General features: G+C 66.2%; 14 protein-coding genes. 8 read left to right on the forward strand and 6 right to left on the reverse strand.

The genetic code is table 11. The annotated features are described in order from the left end of the window. Positions 1-308: 308 nt before the first annotated feature. From BW39_RS13840 to BW39_RS13850, 3 genes are all read left to right on the forward strand, one after another. Positions 309-1,136, forward strand: a complete 828-nt coding sequence (locus BW39_RS13840; RefSeq protein ID WP_043822366.1) for a lectin — start codon at positions 309-311, stop codon at positions 1,134-1,136. A gap of 9 nt (positions 1,137-1,145) precedes the next feature. Beyond that, the gene (locus BW39_RS13845) at positions 1,146-1,988 is read left to right on the forward strand and encodes a YdcF family protein (protein WP_043822368.1); all 843 of its coding nucleotides are present in this window, start codon (positions 1,146-1,148) and stop codon (positions 1,986-1,988) included. A gap of 77 nt (positions 1,989-2,065) precedes the next feature. Beyond that, complete coding sequence (locus BW39_RS13850) at positions 2,066-2,536, forward strand: VOC family protein (RefSeq protein ID WP_013802423.1); 471 nt, start codon at positions 2,066-2,068, stop codon at positions 2,534-2,536. Between the two features lie 7 nt (positions 2,537-2,543). Here the strand turns inward: BW39_RS13850 and BW39_RS13855 are convergent, their stop codons facing one another. Next, complete coding sequence (locus BW39_RS13855; protein WP_043822371.1) at positions 2,544-4,523, reverse strand: UvrD-helicase domain-containing protein; 1,980 nt, start codon at positions 4,521-4,523, stop codon at positions 2,544-2,546. Positions 4,524-4,926: 403 nt separating this feature from the next. Here BW39_RS13855 and bioB point away from each other — a divergent pair, with 403 nt between their 5' ends. Further along, positions 4,927-5,988 (forward strand): biotin synthase BioB, encoded by a 1,062-nt coding sequence (gene bioB, locus BW39_RS13860; protein ID WP_043822374.1) that lies wholly within the window; start codon positions 4,927-4,929, stop codon positions 5,986-5,988. A gap of 36 nt (positions 5,989-6,024) precedes the next feature. Here the strand turns inward: bioB and BW39_RS13865 are convergent, their stop codons facing one another. Then, positions 6,025-7,176, reverse strand: coding sequence for a site-specific integrase (locus BW39_RS13865; RefSeq protein ID WP_043822468.1), 1,152 nt, complete (start codon positions 7,174-7,176; stop codon positions 6,025-6,027). 261 nt (positions 7,177-7,437) lie between these two features. Here BW39_RS13865 and BW39_RS13870 point away from each other — a divergent pair, with 261 nt between their 5' ends. Next, complete coding sequence (locus tag BW39_RS13870; protein ID WP_043822376.1) at positions 7,438-8,421, forward strand: DNA-binding protein; 984 nt, start codon at positions 7,438-7,440, stop codon at positions 8,419-8,421. 21 nt (positions 8,422-8,442) lie between these two features. Here BW39_RS13870 and BW39_RS13875 read toward each other — a convergent pair whose 3' ends face one another. After that, a complete protein-coding gene (locus tag BW39_RS13875) occupies positions 8,443-9,144 on the reverse strand; it encodes a GntR family transcriptional regulator (RefSeq protein WP_043822379.1) in 702 nt (233 codons plus the stop codon). Positions 9,145-9,425: 281 nt separating this feature from the next. Here BW39_RS13875 and BW39_RS13880 point away from each other — a divergent pair, with 281 nt between their 5' ends. Beyond that, positions 9,426-11,027, forward strand: a complete 1,602-nt coding sequence (locus tag BW39_RS13880; protein WP_043822381.1) for a gamma-glutamyltransferase family protein — start codon at positions 9,426-9,428, stop codon at positions 11,025-11,027. A gap of 73 nt (positions 11,028-11,100) precedes the next feature. On the opposite strand, the gene BW39_RS13885 is transcribed toward BW39_RS13880, so the two are convergent. Then, positions 11,101-11,769 carry a GntR family transcriptional regulator gene (locus BW39_RS13885; RefSeq protein WP_012205610.1) on the reverse strand — a complete coding sequence of 223 codons (669 nt, stop codon included), beginning with the start codon at positions 11,767-11,769 and terminating at the stop codon, positions 11,101-11,103. Positions 11,770-12,036: 267 nt separating this feature from the next. On the opposite strand from BW39_RS13885, the gene BW39_RS13890 reads away from it, so the two are divergent. Beyond that, entirely contained in the window at positions 12,037-13,029 is a 993-nt protein-coding gene (locus BW39_RS13890; protein WP_043783529.1) for a Bug family tripartite tricarboxylate transporter substrate binding protein, read from the forward strand. 68 nt (positions 13,030-13,097) lie between these two features. On the opposite strand, the gene BW39_RS13895 is transcribed toward BW39_RS13890, so the two are convergent. Next, positions 13,098-14,930 carry a methyl-accepting chemotaxis protein gene (locus tag BW39_RS13895; protein ID WP_043822383.1) on the reverse strand — a complete coding sequence of 611 codons (1,833 nt, stop codon included), beginning with the start codon at positions 14,928-14,930 and terminating at the stop codon, positions 13,098-13,100. Positions 14,931-15,065: 135 nt separating this feature from the next. Beyond that, the gene (locus BW39_RS13900; RefSeq protein ID WP_180319546.1) at positions 15,066-16,391 is read right to left on the reverse strand and encodes a serine hydrolase domain-containing protein; all 1,326 of its coding nucleotides are present in this window, start codon (positions 16,389-16,391) and stop codon (positions 15,066-15,068) included. 166 nt (positions 16,392-16,557) lie between these two features. Here BW39_RS13900 and BW39_RS13905 point away from each other — a divergent pair, with 166 nt between their 5' ends. Further along, positions 16,558-17,484, forward strand: coding sequence for a LysR family transcriptional regulator (locus BW39_RS13905; protein WP_200871515.1), 927 nt, complete (start codon positions 16,558-16,560; stop codon positions 17,482-17,484). Positions 17,485-17,488 lie beyond the last annotated feature (4 nt).

The following is a 17,488-nucleotide window of genomic DNA, read 5'->3' on the forward strand; positions in this document are numbered from 1 at the left end:
GATCGATGTGCATGGAGGGCCGCGAGGAAGGAGGCGGAGGATTCCGCAGGTTTCGGGGCCCATTCAGGCAATGCATCAAGAGATTTGCGGATTTGTTTAGGAAAGACCCTCTACAACAAAGGTTTAATGCATCGGCAAGTGACGGAATCGCGGGGTGTAAGACCGTTTCCCGCCCTGGCGTCATTCGATGGCAGATGAGGGCTTTGGATAACCGTGCGTGGTTAAACTCTTCCGCCTGAAGATCCGCTGTAACGCCCAACCCGGGCGGGCAGCGCCCCCAGTACACAGCACGGTCAAAGAGTCCACCCATGCAAATCAAGAAATGCATTTCCGTCCTGCTGGCCAGCAGCTTCATCCTGCCGGTTCTGCCTGCGCATGCAGGCGAAGAGACGGTGCAGCTCATGTCCAATGGCCGCTACCAGACCTACAGCCTGCCCGACGATGCGCAGCAGGTGCAACTGGTCGAGACCTTGGCTGGCAACTGCAGCTACAACCAGAACTGGGGCTATGACCTGGGCCGCCGGGAGATGTGGGTCAAGGGCGGCTGCGGCGGGCGTTTTCGCATCCTGACCGGCCTGCCCCAGGGCGCGCAGGGCCAGGAAGGCGGGAGCGACAACACGGGCGCATGGATCGCCGGTGCCGCCGTGGCAGCCATTGCCGGCGCCGCCATTTTGGCGAACAAGCGCGACAAGGACCGCGAACGTGACCGCGACGAGCAATGGAACGATGACCGCTATCCGGGCCAGCAGCCCGGCTATCCCTCGTGGGGAGGGCGGGAGGTGCGGGGCCAGAACGGCCTGTGCCTGGATATATCCGGAGGCCTTCGCCCAGGCAATGGGCTCATCGTCTACCACTGCAGCGGCGGTGAGAATCAGCGCTTCACGTTGACGCGTGATGGCGAGATGCGCGTGGGCGACCTGTGCCTGGACGTGGCCGATGGCAACACCCGCAATGGTGCGCGGGTGATTGCATGGCAATGCCGCAACCAGCCCAACCAGAAATGGGACTGGAGCCGTGGCCAGATCCGCAGCCGCTTTGCCAACAAGTGCCTGGACATCGAAGGCGGCAATGCCCGGCCGGGCCAGCCCGTGATCGTGTGGTCCTGCGCCGGCGGCCCGAACCAGCGCTGGAACTGAGGGCGCTTGTTGCACAAGCTCTCTCCCGCGCCCGGGCCAGTGCCCGGACGCAACGCCGTTGCGGGCTTCCGGCGGCTGGGGCCCTTGCAGTGGCTGGGCCTGATCACTGGCGCCGTGCTGCTGGGCGATGCCGTGGTGCTGATGGCGCGCGGCATGTTCAATCTGGGCGTGACGCTGCCAGCGGTGCTGGGCGTGCTGTTCATGGCCTGCAGCTTCTGGCGCTTGGCCATTGCGCGCAGGCTGCGCGCCAGTGCATGGCTGCGGCGCGCCTGGTGGCTGGGCTGGGCGGTGTTGGCGATGTGGCTGGTCAGCCTGTTGGTGTTCTGGGCGCACCTGCTGTCCGCCTCGTCCGGGTTGCCACCGGAACAGCCGGTGCAGGCCATCGTGGTGCTGGGCAGTGCCACGCGTGACGGCCAGCCGTCGCTCACGCTGGCCCAGCGGCTGGACCGCGCTGCCGAACTGGCCGCCCGCCAACCCAAGGCGCTGGTGCTCACCAGCGGCGGGGTGGATTTTGGGGAAAGCGAGAGCGAGGGCGCCATCATGGCGCGCTATCTGCAGCAGCGCCACGGCCTGCCGCCCGAGCGGCTGCTGATGGAGGAACGCAGCACCAGCACGGCGCTGAACCTGGCCTGGAGCCTGCCCCTGCTGCAGGCACGCGGGGTGGAGCCGCAGGCGGCAATCGCCATCGTCACCAGCGACTTCCACACCCTGCGCGCCGGCTGGATAGCCGAGCGCAGCGGCTACGGCCAGGCCTTCACCGTGGGTGCGCCCACGCCCGTGACCATCCGCGCCAACGCTTGGCTGCGCGAGTACTTTGCGGTGATCAGCGGATGGGTGCTGGGGGAGTTCTAAGCTGCCTGTGCGATGGGCTGCGACCTTGCGGATTGGCTCCACAATGTGATTCTTCATAAATCAACAGGAGTGAGACAGTGGCAAGCGAACAGCGTCCTTTCCGGGTTCTGGGCATACAGCAGGTGGCCATCGGCGGCACCGACAAGCAGCGCATGAAGCGCCTGTGGGTGGACATGCTGGGCCTGACCCAGACCGGCACATTCCAGAGCGAGCGCGAGAACGTGGACGAAGACATCCTGGCCATGGGCCAAGGCGCGCACAAGGTCGAGGTGGACATCATGCAGCCGCTGGACATCGACAAGAAGCCCGCCGTCCACACCACGCCGCTGAACCATATCGGCCTGTGGATCGACGACCTGCCGCTGGCCGTGCAGTGGCTGACGGAGCAGGGCGTGCGCTTTGCGCCCGGCGGCATCCGCAAGGGCGCGGCCGGCTACGACATCTGCTTTCTGCACCCCAAGAGCAATGACGAGTTTCCGATCGCTGGCGAGGGCGTGCTGATCGAGCTGGTACAGGCGCCGGCCGAGGTGATTGCCGCCCTGGGCTGAGACGCCTTCAGGCGAAAGGCTGGACGCGCCGCTCGGCATGCTCCAGCAGCCACAGCCTTTTTCGGGCGCGCGTCATGGCCACGTACAGGCGGTTGCGCTCCAGAAAGGCCAGCGCGTGCGGGGCCGATGCCGGAAAGCGGCCAGGCTCCATGAAGGGCAGGGCGACATGCTCGTATTCCTTGCCCTTGGCTTCCTCGATGGTGCTCAGATGAAAGTCGAAGCCGCGCTCGGCCCGCACGGTTCGTTCGAAGCGCGTAGCCATGGCGGCCACCTGGGCCAGCATGTCGGGCACGGCCATGCCCGCCACCGAATCCATGAAGGCCTTCACGCGCTGACGCATGGCCGCCGCCTGGGCCTGCGACAGGGCCACGCCCGCAAAAAGGCCCCAGACATCGGCCTGCTCCAGCAGGCTGCGTGCGTCTGACTGAAGCGCCAGGGGCAGTTGCAAGAAGCTGCCAAAGGCCTGGAAGTTGCGTTGCCCGCCCTGCAGGCTGGACTGGTTGCCCAGGAATCGCCAGATGATCTGCGGGTTGTGCTGCATCTCGCCCGCCATGCGCTGGGCCAGTGTATGGCGGCTTGATGGATCGGCCATGTCGGCACCATCCACGCTGCCCTTGCCGTAGAAAAGCGCACCTTCCACAAAGGCCGCCAGGATCTCGCTGCCCAGCACGCTGGTCTCAGCCTTCCATGACAGCGCCTGCATGCCATGTGCGTAGCAAAGGCCCAGCAGCAGGGCAATCTCGCGCTGCAGGTAAAAGCGCTTGAAGCCGTAGAAGCTGGCGGACTTGCCGGCGCGGTGGATGGCCCATTCCAGCGCGCAGGCATCTTGCTCATGGCGCAGGATCACGATCAGCGAGGGATTGCGCGCGCCGGGCGACGGGGGCTCACCCGGCGCCGCCGTTGGCGTGCCGCGCGCCAGACCGGCCTGGATCTGCAGCAGCTGGTCAATGCACTGGCTGTCATCGGTGTGCTGCAGTTGCTGCACGGTGCTGAAGCGCGTGGGCGCTGCAGTCAGGCCAACGTTGAACAGCGCATTGACCGCCTTGGCGATCTGCGGGCCAAAGCGCCGCGACTGGGTCAGCGCCAGCGTGGCCGTGGCCTGTGGCAGGAAGTCATCGAGCTGGTGGAGCTTGTCGCGGAACACGGACCAGGCCTGCGCCTCGATGTGCTGGTTGAAGTCGCCTGCGCCCAGGAAGGCGCAGCCGCTGGTTCCGACCAGGGCGCGCAGCAGTTGCAGCGAGGCCGGATCCAGGTCATGCATCTCGTCGAACACCACCAGGTCGTAGCGCGGCAGGTCCAGCGCCTGGCCCTGCAGGGCGTCGCTGGCCAGTGCATGGCTGCAGTCGCCTTCCGCGTAGTACAGCGGGTCGCCGCAGTGGTCGATGCGGCGGCGCTCGTACTCGAAGAACAGGCCGGCCATGCGGTAGTCGAGCAAATACTCCTCGCAGAAACTCGCCAGTCCCATGCCTTCCTCGGCCAGGCGCTGGGGCAGCAACGACTTCTTGGCGCTGAGGTTGAAGTCCCAGAAGGCGTCCAGATCCAGGTCGCCGGGCTGCTCGAACAAAGGGTCGGGCTGCCAGGCCAGCCGCTCGCACAGGGCGGCATGTGCCTCGCGCACACGGGCCTGCAGTGCCACGCGGTCGGCCAGAAAGCGGGCCGCAGGGTCGCGGCGGCGGATCTGCTGGGCCGCCCAGCGCTCCACCGTGGTGATCTGTACCTGGGGCGGCACTTCGCGCACCAGTTGCTTGAGCCGGTGGTGAAAGGCCGCCACGCCGGAGCGCGAATAGGCCAGCACCAGGATGCGCTGGGCCTGGCCGCTGCGGCAGGCCTGAACCACCTTGCAGGCCAGCGTGGTCGTCTTGCCTACGCCCGCCAGCGCCGCCACGATGGCCGAACGTCCCTCATGCGCCAGGATGGCTTGCTGCTCTCGCGACAGCAGCAGCGGTTGGCCGTGATCGGTGGGAAATTCCAGGGAGCGCAGGGACATCGGAGCGAATCGGGGGAAAGTGGTGGAAAGCGGGTGGAAGCACGGGCCGTGGCAATGAAAACCGCCGTAGCGACGACGGCGGGCACCCATTGTGGTCGTTTTGGAGAGGCATCTGGCAGGTATTGGGAATCAAGGCCGGCGCACGCTTGCACATCTTTTTCGGCCTGCATCGGACAATTGAGCGATGTTGGCCGCCAATGGCTGCGTGCTTGCAGCATGAAGCATGCATGCAGAAAAACTTCCGCCAAAACGCAGCGAACTTCGCTCAAAAATAAGCGAAGTTCGCTCTTTTTGCAGGCCATGAAAATGGGGCAACTATTTTTGCCAAGGAGCCGGCTTTTTCATTCCCAAGGCTTTTTTTGCTCATCAGAATGAAAAAAGCAGACCCACAGAGGAGTTTTTGATGACCGCCTGCAGCACCGCCCCGACGAATTCCGCCACCTCCGCACAGCCTGCGGCCGGCAGCCCATTGCAATGGCACGCACGCCCCTCCAAAAGCGACACGCTGCCGTTTGACGGCGCCTGGAGCGTGCAGGCCATCCAGGAACTGCTGGACAAGCCCTTCATGGACCTGATGTTCCAGGCCCAGAGCGTGCACCGCGAGCACTGGCCCGCGGGCGACATCGAGCTGGCCACGCTGCTGTCGGTCAAGACGGGCGGATGCCCGGAGAACTGCGGCTACTGCCCGCAGGCGGCCGAGTTCGATACCGGCGTCAAGGCGGAAAAGCTCATGAGCGTGGACGAAGTCACGCGGGCCGCCCAGGCCGCCAAGGACGCGGGCGCCACACGCTTTTGCATGGGCGCAGCCTGGCGCGCGCCCAAGGACCGCGACATCGAGAAGATGAACGAGCTGATCGGCGCCGTGAAGGGTCTGGGCATGCAGACCTGCGCCACGCTGGGCATGCTCCAGCCGCACCAGGCGCAGTCGCTGCGCGAAGCGGGCCTGGACTACTACAACCACAACCTGGACACCGCGCCCGAGTACTACCAGGACGTGGTCAGCACGCGCCAGTACCAGGATCGCCTGGACACGCTCAAGGCCGTGCGCGGCGCGGGCATCAGCGTGTGCTGCGGCGGCATCATCGGCATGGGCGAGGCGCCTGTGCACCGCGCGGGCCTGATCGCCCAGCTGGCCAATCTCAACCCCCATCCCGAATCCGTGCCCATCAACAGCCTGGTGCGCGTTCCCGGCACGCCGCTGGCGGACAGCGAGCCAGTCGATCCGCTGGACTTCGTGCGCGTGATCGCGGTGGCGCGCATCACCATGCCCACGGCGCGCGTGCGCCTGTCGGCAGGCCGGCAGCAGCTAGGCGACGCCGTGCAGGCCCTGTGCTTCATGGCTGGCGCCAACTCCATCTTCTACGGGGACAAGCTGCTGGTCACCGGCAACCCCGATGTGGAAGCCGACACCACGCTGCTGCGCAAGCTGGGCCTGAGCGGCACGCGGACCTCGGTACAGGAGTGAGCTTTTTGAGCTTTTGAGCTCTTTTGAGCCAGCGGCTCAGGACTGCGGACCGCCGCTGCCTTGCGCGGCGGCGGCCGCATCGTCTTCGCCGGCATCGAGCAGCCGGGCCGCACGGTTGCTCAACGCGGAATCCGCACGGAAATAGCCCAGCACCGTATTGACGCTGCTGTGCCCCGTCAGCGCCATGGTGTCGGGCAGGGGCACGTTCTGGCGCCCGGCCTCGGTCACAAAGCCCGAGCGCAGGGAATGCGCCGAGAAATCCCCCTCCACGCCCGCCAGCGCACAGCGCTGCTTCACGATGTCGCGCACGGCCGCTGGCGACAGGGGCTCGCCCACATGGCCGCCTTTGCGGATGCGCCGGAAGATCGGCCCTTCCTGTATGGCGGCGGCACGCAGCCAATCGGCCAGCGCCTGGGCCGCGCGCCCGGTCACGGGCTTGTGGTTCTCGGGCACATCCCGCCCGGACTGGTTGGTCTTGGAGTGGGCTAGCGTGTAGATGAATTCCTGCGGCCCCACGGCGCGCAGGTGGCGCATGTCGGCCCCGGCCACCTCCGAGCGGCGGCGCCCGCCGCTGGACCAGGCGAACAGCAGCAGGGCGCGGTCACGGCGGCCGCGCAGGCTGTCATCGCAGGTCTGCAGCAATTGCTCCAGCAAGTCGCGCGTCAGCGCATCCTTTTTGGCGGGCTGCTCGCCGCGGCGCGCATAGGCCTTGCGCGTGCGCGACATCAGCTCGCGCACCGCGCCGTCCTGGCAGGGGTTGGCCAGCCCATGCACCTGATGCGCCTTGGACAGCACCGCCATGCGGTGCACCAGCGTGTTGTGCGACAGGGGGCCTTCGCGGGCCTTGTATCCGGCCTCGACCAGGGCGCGGTCCATGTGCGCCGGCATTTCACTGGCCAGGCCCGCGCCGGTCTGCCGCTGGGCGTGGTCGATGATGAATTGCAGCACGCAGGGCACATTCAGCGGCAGCTGCATCTGCTGCTCAAAACGCAGCGCATGCCAGGCGGCCCAGTAGCGCATCGCACTCTGGTAGCTGTTTCTGGTGTTGGTGGATTCGCCCTCGCGCAGCAACTCGCGCACGGCCTGCTGGGCGGCAGACTCCAGCCCCGCAGAGGGCAGGGTGCTGCCTTGCTGTGTGTCTTCCGGAGGCGGGGCTTGGGGAATCAGCGAAAAGGGGCCGTTGCGCATCCGTGGATTGTCGCCCGACGCAGCAGGACCGCCCGCCACGGAGCCTGCGGCCATGCAGGCCATGCAAAGTTCAGTTTCCAAGCTTTCCAGAGGCTGCAGCGGCTTTTTGCCTGGGCAAAGCCGTGTAATGTGCATATCCATACTGTATGAAAATTTCATATGTAATATTTAATACATGTCACATATGATGTATTACGTATCATTAAAATAACTCACGATAACAATCACTTATCGTTGGTAATCTGGAAAATAGTTCACGATATGCAGAAAACATCCACCCGCGGCGTGCAGGAAGCCGATGTCTGGGCCGCGGCAGACGCCTTGATCGCCCAGGGCCTGCGGCCGACCATCGAGCGCGTGCGCCAGCAAATCGGCCGAGGCTCGCCAAATACCGTCAGCCCGATGCTGGAGACCTGGTTTGCCACCCTGGGCCAGCGCCTGGGCGTGGCGGCAGGGCAGGGCGAGCTGCTGCCCTCGTCCGTGCCCGATCCCGTTCAGCGCCTGGCGCAGCAGCTTTGGGACGCTGCCCAGGAAGCCGCCATGGAGGCCGCCCGCGCCGCGCTGCAATCTCGCGAGGAAGCAGCGCAGGCCACGCAGGCCGAGCTGCAGGAGCAGCAAGAGCAAATGGCGCGGCGCGAGGCGTCCATGCAGGCGCAGAAAGAGGCCATGGACCAGGCCCTGCAAGTGGCCCAGGCGCAGTCGCAGGACTTGTCGCGCCGGCTGGATGAAATGCAGCAGCAGCTGCAGGACCGAGACGAGCGTCTGGAGGAAATGCGCGATGCGCTGGCCGAAGCCGCCCGCCAGCGCGAGGCGCTGCAGCAAAAGCATGGCGAGGAAATGCAGTCTGCCGCGCTGGAACGCCAGCGCATGGCCGAGCAATACGCGGGCAATGAGCGCCACATGCTCAACGAAGTGGACCGTGCACGCCAGGAACTGGCGGCTGCGCGCAAGACAGCCACCGAGCAGGAGCGCAAGGCAGCGACCCGCCTTGCAGAGCTGCAAGGCCGCTATGAAAAGAGTGAGGAGGAGCAGCTGAGCCTGCACTCCCAGCTGCAGACCGCCCAGAATGCGGCCGCCCTGGCGCAGGAGCGTGCGGCGGACCTGCGCAGCCTGCTGGAGGCGCAGCAGCGATTGGCCGCTGGCGGTGCCTTGCCGGATGCCGGCGTGGGGCTTTCGCTGGGCCGGCGCGGCAGCCTGTCCGCAGCGCGCCGCTCCATGACGCGCCTCAAGGACAGGAGAGGCTAGGGCGTATCGCCCAGGCCAAGGTCAGGCCTTGGCGCGCGATTTGACTTGGGGCGGCCGATGTCTGCGCATGGCCTGCGTGATGCTGTCTACCGTTCCACGCACATGCGCGCGCACTTCGCGCTCCATGCGATCCGGGTCACCGGCCTGCAGGCTGGCCACCAGTTGCTGGTGGTGCTCCTGCAACCTAGGCGAGGGCTCGTTGTTTTCCAGCCAGATCCGCATCAGCGGCTCGACCACCGAATGCAGGGCCGAGATCTGCTCGCACAGGCGCGGGGCTGCGCTGATGCGGCAAAAGCGCTCGTGAAAGCGCCGGTGCACCGTGATCCATTCCGACTGGTCACTCTCGCAGCGCTTCATTTTCAAAAGCAGGTCCTGCAGATCGTCCACATCCGCCTGGGTGCAGCGCCTGGCGGCCATGGCTGCGGCCAGGCCTTCGAGCACGGCACGCATCTCGAAAACCTCGATGACCTCGCTCTCGGAAAGCTCCCGCACGATCGCGCCCCGGTTCGGCGGCATGACCAACAGGCCTTCCGCAGTCAGCCGGCGCAAGGCCTCGCGGACCGGCATGCGGCTCATGCCGATGGCGTTGGCGATGTCATCCGCCACCAGCCTGTCGCCCGGCTTCAGCAGCCCCATGCGAATGCCATGAGAGAGGTGTTGGTAGGCCTCTTCGTGGGCACTGGTCTGTGCCGCATCGGGCGAGGGGGTGGCAAGTGGCGGCATGGTGATGGTTCTGGGGTGGGCGGAGCCCGGTCGTCATTTTAGGTTTCGCTGTCAGGGGCCAGGGCGCACTCTGATGGTGCATTGTGTACGGCCAATCCAGGCATGGTGATTGCTTGGGTATCTTTGGAAAAATTGGATACAAAGATATCAGGATACGGTAATCTCGAGGCTGCCATCGCGCCCTGCGTCGATGGCGGTTCGCTGCAAGCAGCGTTGGCAGACCGGCCCCCCATTGATTGCCCGAAATCCAAGTCCCAGCAACACAAGGAAGAAGAACCGTTATGCGTAATTTCCAGAATCCTGGCCGTTCCGTCGTCATGTCCACGCACGGCATGGCGGCAACCTCACACCCGGCCGCCACCCAGGCCGCTGTTCGCATCCTTGAGGCCGGCGGCACCGCCATGGATGCCGCCGTCGCGGCCTGTGCGGTCCAGTGCGTGGTGGAGCCTGGCTCCACCGGCATTGGAGGAGACTGCTTTGCGCTGTACAGCGAAAAGGGCTCCGATCAGATCACGGCGTACAACGGCGCCGGCTGGGCGCCCCAGGCCACCTCCCTGAAGGCCGTTCTTGCCTCGGGCGAGGAAAAGCAATTGCGCCGCCAGTCGCCCTACGTGGTCACGGTGCCTGGCGCCGTGGACGCCTGGGTCGCCTTGACGGAGCGGTTCGGCCGGCTGCCCATGGGTCGCCTTCTGGAAGATGCCATCCGCTTCGCCGAGCAGGGCTATGCCGTGGCGCCGCGCGCCGGCGCCGACTGGGCCATGCACACGCAACTGCTGGCCGCCACCACTGCGCGCGACATCATGCTGGTCGATGGTCAGGCACCGGCCATCGGATCGGTTCACCGCCAGCCACAGTTGGGCGCCACCTTGCGCAAAATCGCCGAGCAGGGCCGCGCCGGCTTCTACGAGGGGGAGGTCGCGCACGACATCGTCTCCTATCTGCGCAGCCTCGGTGGCGTGCACACGCTTGAGGATTTCGCCACCTATCGTGGCGAGTTCGTGCAACCGGTCAAGAGCAGGTTCCGAGACCATGTGGTGCACGAGTGCCCCCCTCCGGGCCAAGGCATCATTGCCCTGCTGCTGCTGAACATTCTGCAGGGCCTGGAGCCGGGCACGGACCCGCTCTCGCCCGAGCGGCTGAAGGCCGAGATCGATGCCACGCGCATGGCCTACCGGGTGCGGGATGCGCTGCTGGCCGATCCACGCTTTGCCGATGTGGACGTCGACTATCTGCTGTCGCAGGAGCTGGCCGCCCAGCTGCGCAACGGCGAGTTCCCAGAGCATTTCAAGACCCCGGCGACCAATGCGGCAGCGGAGCACAAGGACACGGTCTACATCTCGGTGGTGGACAAGGATCGCAACTGCGCCAGCTTCATCAACTCGATCTTCCACCCCTTCGGCTCCGGCCTGATGGCGCCCAAATCAGGCGTGCTGCTGCACAACCGGGGCCAGAGCTTTGAACTGGCTGAGGGCCACCCCAATTGCATCGGGCCCGGCAAGCGGCCCCTGCACACCATCATCCCCGGCATGACCACGAAGGATGGCCGCGTGGAGCTGGTGTTCGGCGTGATGGGCGGCCACTACCAGGCCATGGGCCATGCGCACTTTCTGTCCAAGGTGATTGACTACGGCTGCGATATCCAGGCCGCCAGCGATCTGCCACGGCTGTTCCCCATTCCCGGCACCGACAAGGTGGAGGTCGAAAGCACCTTGCCGCAGCATGTCGCGCTGGCGTTGGAGCAGCAGGGCTACCAGTTGGTGGCGCCCGGCTATCCTGCCATCGGCGGCGCCCAGGCCATTCGGGTGGATTGGGACAACGGTGTGCTGCACGGCGCATCCGACCACCGCAAGGACGGCTGCGCCATGGGCGCCAACCTTTCCTGACGGACGGCAACCTGCGCGCTGGCTCCAGGCTGTCGTGACAGCGAAGGGGCCGGCGCGGCTTTCAGTGCGGATTTCAGTCGGCCTGGTTCGCCTGGAGAATGCCTGGAAGCGTGCGCAGGATGTGGGCGCGCATCAGGGCCTCCACCTTTGCGCCATCCCTGGCCTTCAATGCGCCTATGAGTTCTTCGTGCCTGTCGTGCACGTAGTCCGTCGATGGCTTGCCCTCCAGCCACACCCGCATCAGGGGCTCGGAGACCGAGTGCAGGGACGCGATCTGCCGCATCAGCTGGGGAGCGTCGGCAATGGTGCACAGGCGCTCGTGGAACTGACGGTGCGCCGTGATCCATTCCGATGCATTCAGGCCGCTGCGGTGCATGCGCTGCAGCAATTGCTCCAGATCGTGGATGTCATTGGTGGTCACGTTCTCGGCCGCCAGGGTGGCTGCCAGGCCCTCCAGCACCGAACGCATGGCGAACACCTCGCGCACCTCTTTTTCGGTCAGCACCCGGACCACCGAGCCACGGTTGGGGCGGTTGACGATCAGCCCTTCCGTGGCAAGGCGGTTCAGCGCCTCGCGCACGGGCATGCGGCTGGTGCCAATTTCGGCCGCGATGTCATCCGGTGCCAGCCGCATGCCCGGGCGCAGTTCGCCCGTGCGTATGCCGCGCTTGATGTGTTGGTAGGCCTCTTCCTGTGCCGTGGCATGGACAGTGTCAAACGAGGCGCGTCGGTCGGTCAGCATGGTTTATCCGGTGTCTTTCGCCCAGGGCAGGGGCCCGCCGATTCTACGGGGACCTGCCTGCGCCTCTCGGCACCCCGTTGTGCCGGTTTCCACGCAGCCATGCCTGTGCAGGTGATGACAAGAGGCGGTTTTCCCTAGAGCTGGTTCGATTATTGCTTGCTAGTCTTCTGCATGATTGGATACAAATATCTAAATATCTATGCATTTTCCCCATGGCAACCGGAACCTGTTCCTTCGCCATGCCTGCTCTCCAACCTGATGAAGACCATGCCTCTCCAAACGCTCCGCACTCCCCTGGCCACGGCCCTGCTGTCTGCCCTGGCCCTTGTCGCATCCGCTCAAGCCTCTGCCCAGGGGGCCGGCGCTTGGCCCAGCAAGCCCATACGCATCGTCGTCCCCTTTCAGGCCGGGTCCGCCACGGATCTTTTGAGCCGGCAGGTTGGCGCCGGACTGAGCACTTCATTGGGGCAGCCCGTGCTGGTGGAAAACAAGCCGGGTGCCGCCGCCATGATCGGCAGCGACACCGCCGCCCGGGCCCCGGGCGACGGCTACACCCTGCTGATGAGCGGGCCGGCCTCCATGGTCACCAACCGTTTTCTGTACAAGAAGCTGAGCTACAACCCGGACGCCTTCGAGAAGGTGGCCATCGTGGCGGTCACGCCCAATGTGCTGCTGGCGAACCCGTCCCTGCCGTTCAGTACGCTGGCTGAGATGGTGGCCTATGCCAAGGCAAACCCCGGCAAGCTGACCTATGCCTCCTTCGGGGCCGGCACGACCTCGCACATGGCTGGCGAGTTCCTGCGCCAGGCCGCCGGCATTGACATAGTGCATGTGCCCTACAAGGGTGCGGCCGAGGCCATTCCGGCCTTGATATCGGGCCAGGTCTCCCTGTACTTCGACACCATCATGACCGCCTTGCCCCAGGTGAAGGCCGGCAAGCTGCGCGCCCTGGGCGTATCGACTGCAAGCCGCGCCGCCATGGCCCCGGACATCCCGACGATTGCCGAACAAGGCTATCCAGGCTTTGACATCGCCCCGTGGTACGGCATCGTGGCCAGCCACGGCACGCCGCCGGCCGTGGTCTCCCGGCTCAACACCGAGATCAACAAGCTGCTGAACACCCCTGAGTTCCGCGAGCGCCTGGTGGCCACCGGCGCCGAAGCCCGTGGCGGCAGCGTTGCCGACTTCGAGGCCTTCGTCAAAACCGAGGTCCCCCGCACGGAGAAGCTGGTGCGGCAGGCCGCAATCGCGCTGCAGTAACCGGACCGGCGCCGCCGGGGCAGGGCGGTGGGGCACGGCGGTGGGTTGCCTGCCGTGCGGCGCCGATTTCACCTATGCAGGGCGATGCTTCTGGACCGGGATGATTCGCTGTCCAGCCGAAAGCCTGCCACCACGTCCGCCAGTTGCGCGGCCTGCTGCTGCAGCGACTGCGCCGCGGCCGTGGCCTCTTCGACCAGGGCCGCGTTCTGCTGGGTGGACTGGTCCATCTGGCTGACGGCGGTCCCGATCTCGGCAATGCCCGTGCTCTGTTCCTGGCTGGCATTGCTGATCTCGGTGACGATGGCGGTCACGCGCTGCACGCTTTCCACCACCTTGCCCATGGTGGCGCCCGCGTCCTGCACCAAGCGGCTGCCGGCATCGACCTGGCCCACGGAGTCATCGATCAGCGCCTTGATTTCCTTGGCGGCCGTGGCGCTGCGCTGGGCCAGGGTGCGCACCTCGGAGGCCACCACGGCAAAGCCCCGGCCCTGCTCACCGGCACGGGCCGCTTCCACGGCGGCGTTCAGCGCCAGGATGTTGGTCTGGAAGGCAATGGAGTCGATCACGCCGATGATGTCGGCGATGCGGTGCGAGGACTGCTCGATGCCGCCCATGGTGCGGACCACCTGGTCCACCACGGTGCCGCCATGCGTGGCGATGTCCGAGGCGCTGCTGGCCAGTTGCCGCGCCTGGCGCGCATTCTCGGCGTTGTGCTGCACGGTGGCCGTGAGCTGCTCCATGGCGGCAGCCGTTTCCTCCAGCGAGCTGGCCTGCTGCTCGGTGCGTGCCGACAGGTCCTGGTTGCCGCTGGCGATTTCGGTGGAGGCATGGCGCACGGTCTCGGACGATTCCCGGATGCGCACCAGCACCGAGGCGATCTTGTCGGTGAAGTGGTTGAACGCGCGTGCGATCTGCGTCAGTTCGTCGTTGCCTTGCACCGACAGGCGGCGCGTGAGATCGCCGTCACCCGAGGCGATGTCTTCCAGCGCATCGCGCACCACGGCCAGCCGGCGCGTGACGCGGGCGATGACGGCGCCCAGCAGCGCAATCGCCAGGATCAGCGAAATGGCAACGATGGCGCCCGACACCTTGAGCAGCGAACCCAGCGCGGACAGCGCCTCGTCGCGCTGCACAGCCACCACCAGTTGCCAGTTCGTGCCGGGCACGCCCTGGCCGTAAAGCAGGAAGTCCTTGCCGCCGACGGCCGTGCGCATGCCGGAGTCCGCCTTGGGCAGGGCCTGGATGGCGTCGGCACGCAACTGGGGCGAGAGCGCGGAGACGGGCTTGAGCGTGAGTGCCGGATCGGGATGGGTGACGATGGCGCCTGCCTCATCCACCAAGAAGGCAAAGCTGCCCGGCGTGGGCCGGATGGCGCCCACGGTGCGCACCACCGTGGTCAGCAGCACGTCGGTGCCGACCACGGCGACAGGATTGCCGGCCGGGCCCACGGGCTCGGCAAAGGTCACGCCCACTTCGGGTGGAGAGACAAACAGATAGGGCGCCGTCACGATGGGGCGGCCTTCCTTCAACGCCTGCCTGAACCAGGGGCGGGCCGTCACGTCGTAGTCGGCAGCCATCTCGTTGAGGAAGAACATGCGCTTGTCGGTGTAGCCGAAGTAGGCATCCGAGAAGCCGCCGCCATCGCGCAGCGCCTGGACCACGGCACGCGGGTCCGGCGTATCGACCGCCTGCGCCAGGGTATGGGTCAGCAGGCGCTTGGTCGCCACCCATTCGCCCAGCACCTGGGCCTGGGCGTTCACGAGCTGGCGGCTCTGGTCGTCGAGGGTGGACAGCACATGGCGCTGCACCGTGAGGAAGTTGGCAATGGCCAGGGCCAGCATGGCCACGGTGACGATGGCCACGCTGAGCGCGATGAGTCGCGCACGCAGGGACTGGAACATAGAAGAATTACTTATTGCAAGAAGATGCTACATACGTTAGCAAATTTTCTTGACAATACGCATTCTTGCAGGCGGTGCCCCCTGGCCGCCGAAGCCTATGCGGGAAATTCGCGCCCCTTCAGCGCTTCAGCACTGTCAGCGTTCCCCCGCCAGCAGCCGGCCCAGCGCCTCGTAGGCCGGCAGCGAGGTCGGGTCATTGGCCGCATTGCCAGCCACCGGGTGGGAGGCAAAGCGCGCAATCACCATCTGTGCCTTGGGATCGATGTAGACGGTCTGGCCATGCACGCCGCGCGCCGCGAAGGCGCCATGGGCGTTGTGCGTGACCCACCACATGTTGCGGTAGGTCCAGCCCGGCAGCAGCTTGTAGCCGGCCTTGGCAAAGGCCGCCGCATCGCCGCCCCGGCGGATATCGTCCACGGCGGCTGCGGGAACGATCTGCTGGCCGTTGAACTGGCCCCGGTTGCGCAGCATCTCGCCAAAGCGCGCCAGATCCCGCAGGCCTAGGTTCAGGCCGCCGCCTGCAAAGGGCGTGCCCGTGGAGTCCACCGACATGTAGGCATCCTGCTCGGCGCCCAGGCGGCTCCAGATGCGCTCGGACAGCAGTTCGGCCACGGACTGGCCGCTCACGCGCGCCAGCACCCAGCCCAGGGCATCGGTGTTGGCCGTGCGATAGCCGAAGGCCTTGCCGTGCACGCCTTCGGGCTTCACGGTCTGCAGGAATTCGTAGTAGCTGCGCGGGCCGGTGTAGTCCTTGGCCTTGGGCAGCGGGTTGCCGGCCGCTGCATGCGCCCAGACCTCGGCCTGGGGGTCCGCATAGTCTTCGCTGAAGCGTATGCCCGTGGTCATGTCCATGAGTTGGCGCACCGTGGCATTGCCGAAGGCCGAGGCCGCCAGCTCGGGCACGTACTCCGACACGCGGCGCGAGGGGTCGAGCTGCCCCTCGGCAGCCAGCATGGCCGCCAGCGTGCCGACGAAGGACTTGGTCACCGACATGGCGCCGTGCTGGCCTTCGGGTTTGAGCACGCCGAAGTAGCGCTCATAGATCACGCGGCCCTTGTGCAGCACCACGATGCCATCGGTGTAGTTGGCCTTGAGCGAATCGCGCCAAGTCATGGGCTGGCTGGCACCCAGGGGTGTGAAGCGCAGCTCGTCGATGTCTTCGCGCAGCGCCTGGGCCAGCGGCGCCGCAGGCGCCAGGCCGCGCGACACATTCACCGTTGGCATGAGCTGGCGAAAGTGCGAGACGCTCCAGCGCATGGCGGGAAACTGGAAATAGGAGCCATCGTCGAAGCGCAGCATCCGGTCCGGCGGTGGCGGCGAGCCCACCATCCAGCCCAGCTTTGCGGGGTCGCTGGCATCGGCATCGGGATAGGAGGGGGTCTTGGCTGCGGTGACCCCTGCCGTGGCTGTGGCGAACACAAGGCTGCCAGCCAGGGCACCGGCGAAATGTTTGAGCTGCATGGCGGCAACCATACTACGGTTGCCGCGGCGCCAAGATCCGCTGCCAAAGGATGGAAGCCGGCTTCCATCCCAGGCCGTGCGCCCAGTTGGCGCAAGCACGACAAATGGCTTTCTCGTTGGACTAAGCTTCAAATAGTTTTTGAAAATCAAAGCCTGGCGAATGCCCATGAAAAGCCTGCAAGACCTGGATATCTTCGTGCGCACCGCAGACAGCGGCAGCCTGTCGGCCACTGCGCGTGCCCTGGACCTGACCCCGGCTGCGGCCAGCGCAGCGCTCAAGCGGCTGGAGGCAGAGCTGGGCGTGACCCTGTTCGTGCGCTCCACGCGCAGCCTGCGGCTCACGCAGGAGGGCGAGCTGTTTCTGGAGCACTGCCGCCCCGCGCTGGCCGGCCTGCGCCAGGTGCGCGACCAGTTGGCTGGCGGCCAGGCCGCTTTGCGCGGCACGCTGCAACTGGCCGCCCCCTCCGACCTGGGCCGCAACGTGCTTATGCCCTGGCTGGACGAGTTCCAGAGCCAGCATGCAGGCGTGGATCTGCGCCTGCACCTGTCCGACCGCGCTGCCAATGTCTACAGCGAGCCTGTGGATGCGGCTTTTCGCTATGGCAGGCCGCAGGATTCCAGCTTGGTGGCCTTGCCGCTGTCGGACACGCACCGCCGCGTGCTTTGCGCCGCGCCCTCCTATCTGCAGCAGCGCGGCGCTCCCGCCACCCCCCACGACCTGGCCGGACATGACTGCCTGTGCTTCATGCTGGGCGAGGAAGTGCACGACCGCTGGAGCTTCTGGCCGGCAGGGCAGGGGACTGCCGTACCTGAGCCGGTCCATGTGCGGGTGCGCGGCCGCAATGTGGCCAATGACGGAGATGCCGTGCGGCGCTGGGCCGTGGCCGGGCGGGGGATTGCCTACAAATCGTATTTCGACGTGGCCGAGGACCTGGCCCAGGGCCGCCTTCTTGCGCTGTGCACCGACTGGACGACCGAGTGCGTGCCGCTGTTCCTGGTCGCCCCCAGCCGCAGGCAGTTCACGCCGCTGGTGCGTGCGTTGCGGGATTTTGTGGCGGTGAGGCTGGCGGAGCTGGAGACGGCGCAGCCCTGAGACA

The organism is Delftia sp. RIT313 (genome assembly GCF_000632165.1).
GTDB classification, from domain to species: Bacteria; Pseudomonadota; Gammaproteobacteria; order Burkholderiales; family Burkholderiaceae_C; genus Comamonas; species Comamonas acidovorans.

Bases quoted from the DNA above. Each gene is read 5' to 3' on its own strand.
- BW39_RS13905 (WP_200871515.1), top strand. From the start codon at position 16,558: ATGAAAAGCCTGCAAGACCTGGATATCTTCGTGCGCACCGCAGACAGC.
- BW39_RS13900 (WP_180319546.1), bottom strand. From the start codon at position 16,391: ATGCAGCTCAAACATTTCGCCGGTGCCCTGGCTGGCAGCCTTGTGTTC.
- BW39_RS13875 (WP_043822379.1), bottom strand. From the start codon at position 9,144: ATGCCGCCACTTGCCACCCCCTCGCCCGATGCGGCACAGACCAGTGCC.
- BW39_RS13890 (WP_043783529.1), top strand. From the start codon at position 12,037: ATGCCTCTCCAAACGCTCCGCACTCCCCTGGCCACGGCCCTGCTGTCT.
- BW39_RS13870 (WP_043822376.1), top strand. From the start codon at position 7,438: ATGCAGAAAACATCCACCCGCGGCGTGCAGGAAGCCGATGTCTGGGCC.
- bioB (WP_043822374.1), top strand. From the start codon at position 4,927: ATGACCGCCTGCAGCACCGCCCCGACGAATTCCGCCACCTCCGCACAG.
- BW39_RS13895 (WP_043822383.1), bottom strand. From the start codon at position 14,930: ATGTTCCAGTCCCTGCGTGCGCGACTCATCGCGCTCAGCGTGGCCATC.
- BW39_RS13855 (WP_043822371.1), bottom strand. From the start codon at position 4,523: ATGTCCCTGCGCTCCCTGGAATTTCCCACCGATCACGGCCAACCGCTG.
- BW39_RS13840 (WP_043822366.1), top strand. From the start codon at position 309: ATGCAAATCAAGAAATGCATTTCCGTCCTGCTGGCCAGCAGCTTCATC.
- BW39_RS13865 (WP_043822468.1), bottom strand. From the start codon at position 7,176: ATGCGCAACGGCCCCTTTTCGCTGATTCCCCAAGCCCCGCCTCCGGAA.
- BW39_RS13880 (WP_043822381.1), top strand. From the start codon at position 9,426: ATGCGTAATTTCCAGAATCCTGGCCGTTCCGTCGTCATGTCCACGCAC.
- BW39_RS13885 (WP_012205610.1), bottom strand. From the start codon at position 11,769: ATGCTGACCGACCGACGCGCCTCGTTTGACACTGTCCATGCCACGGCA.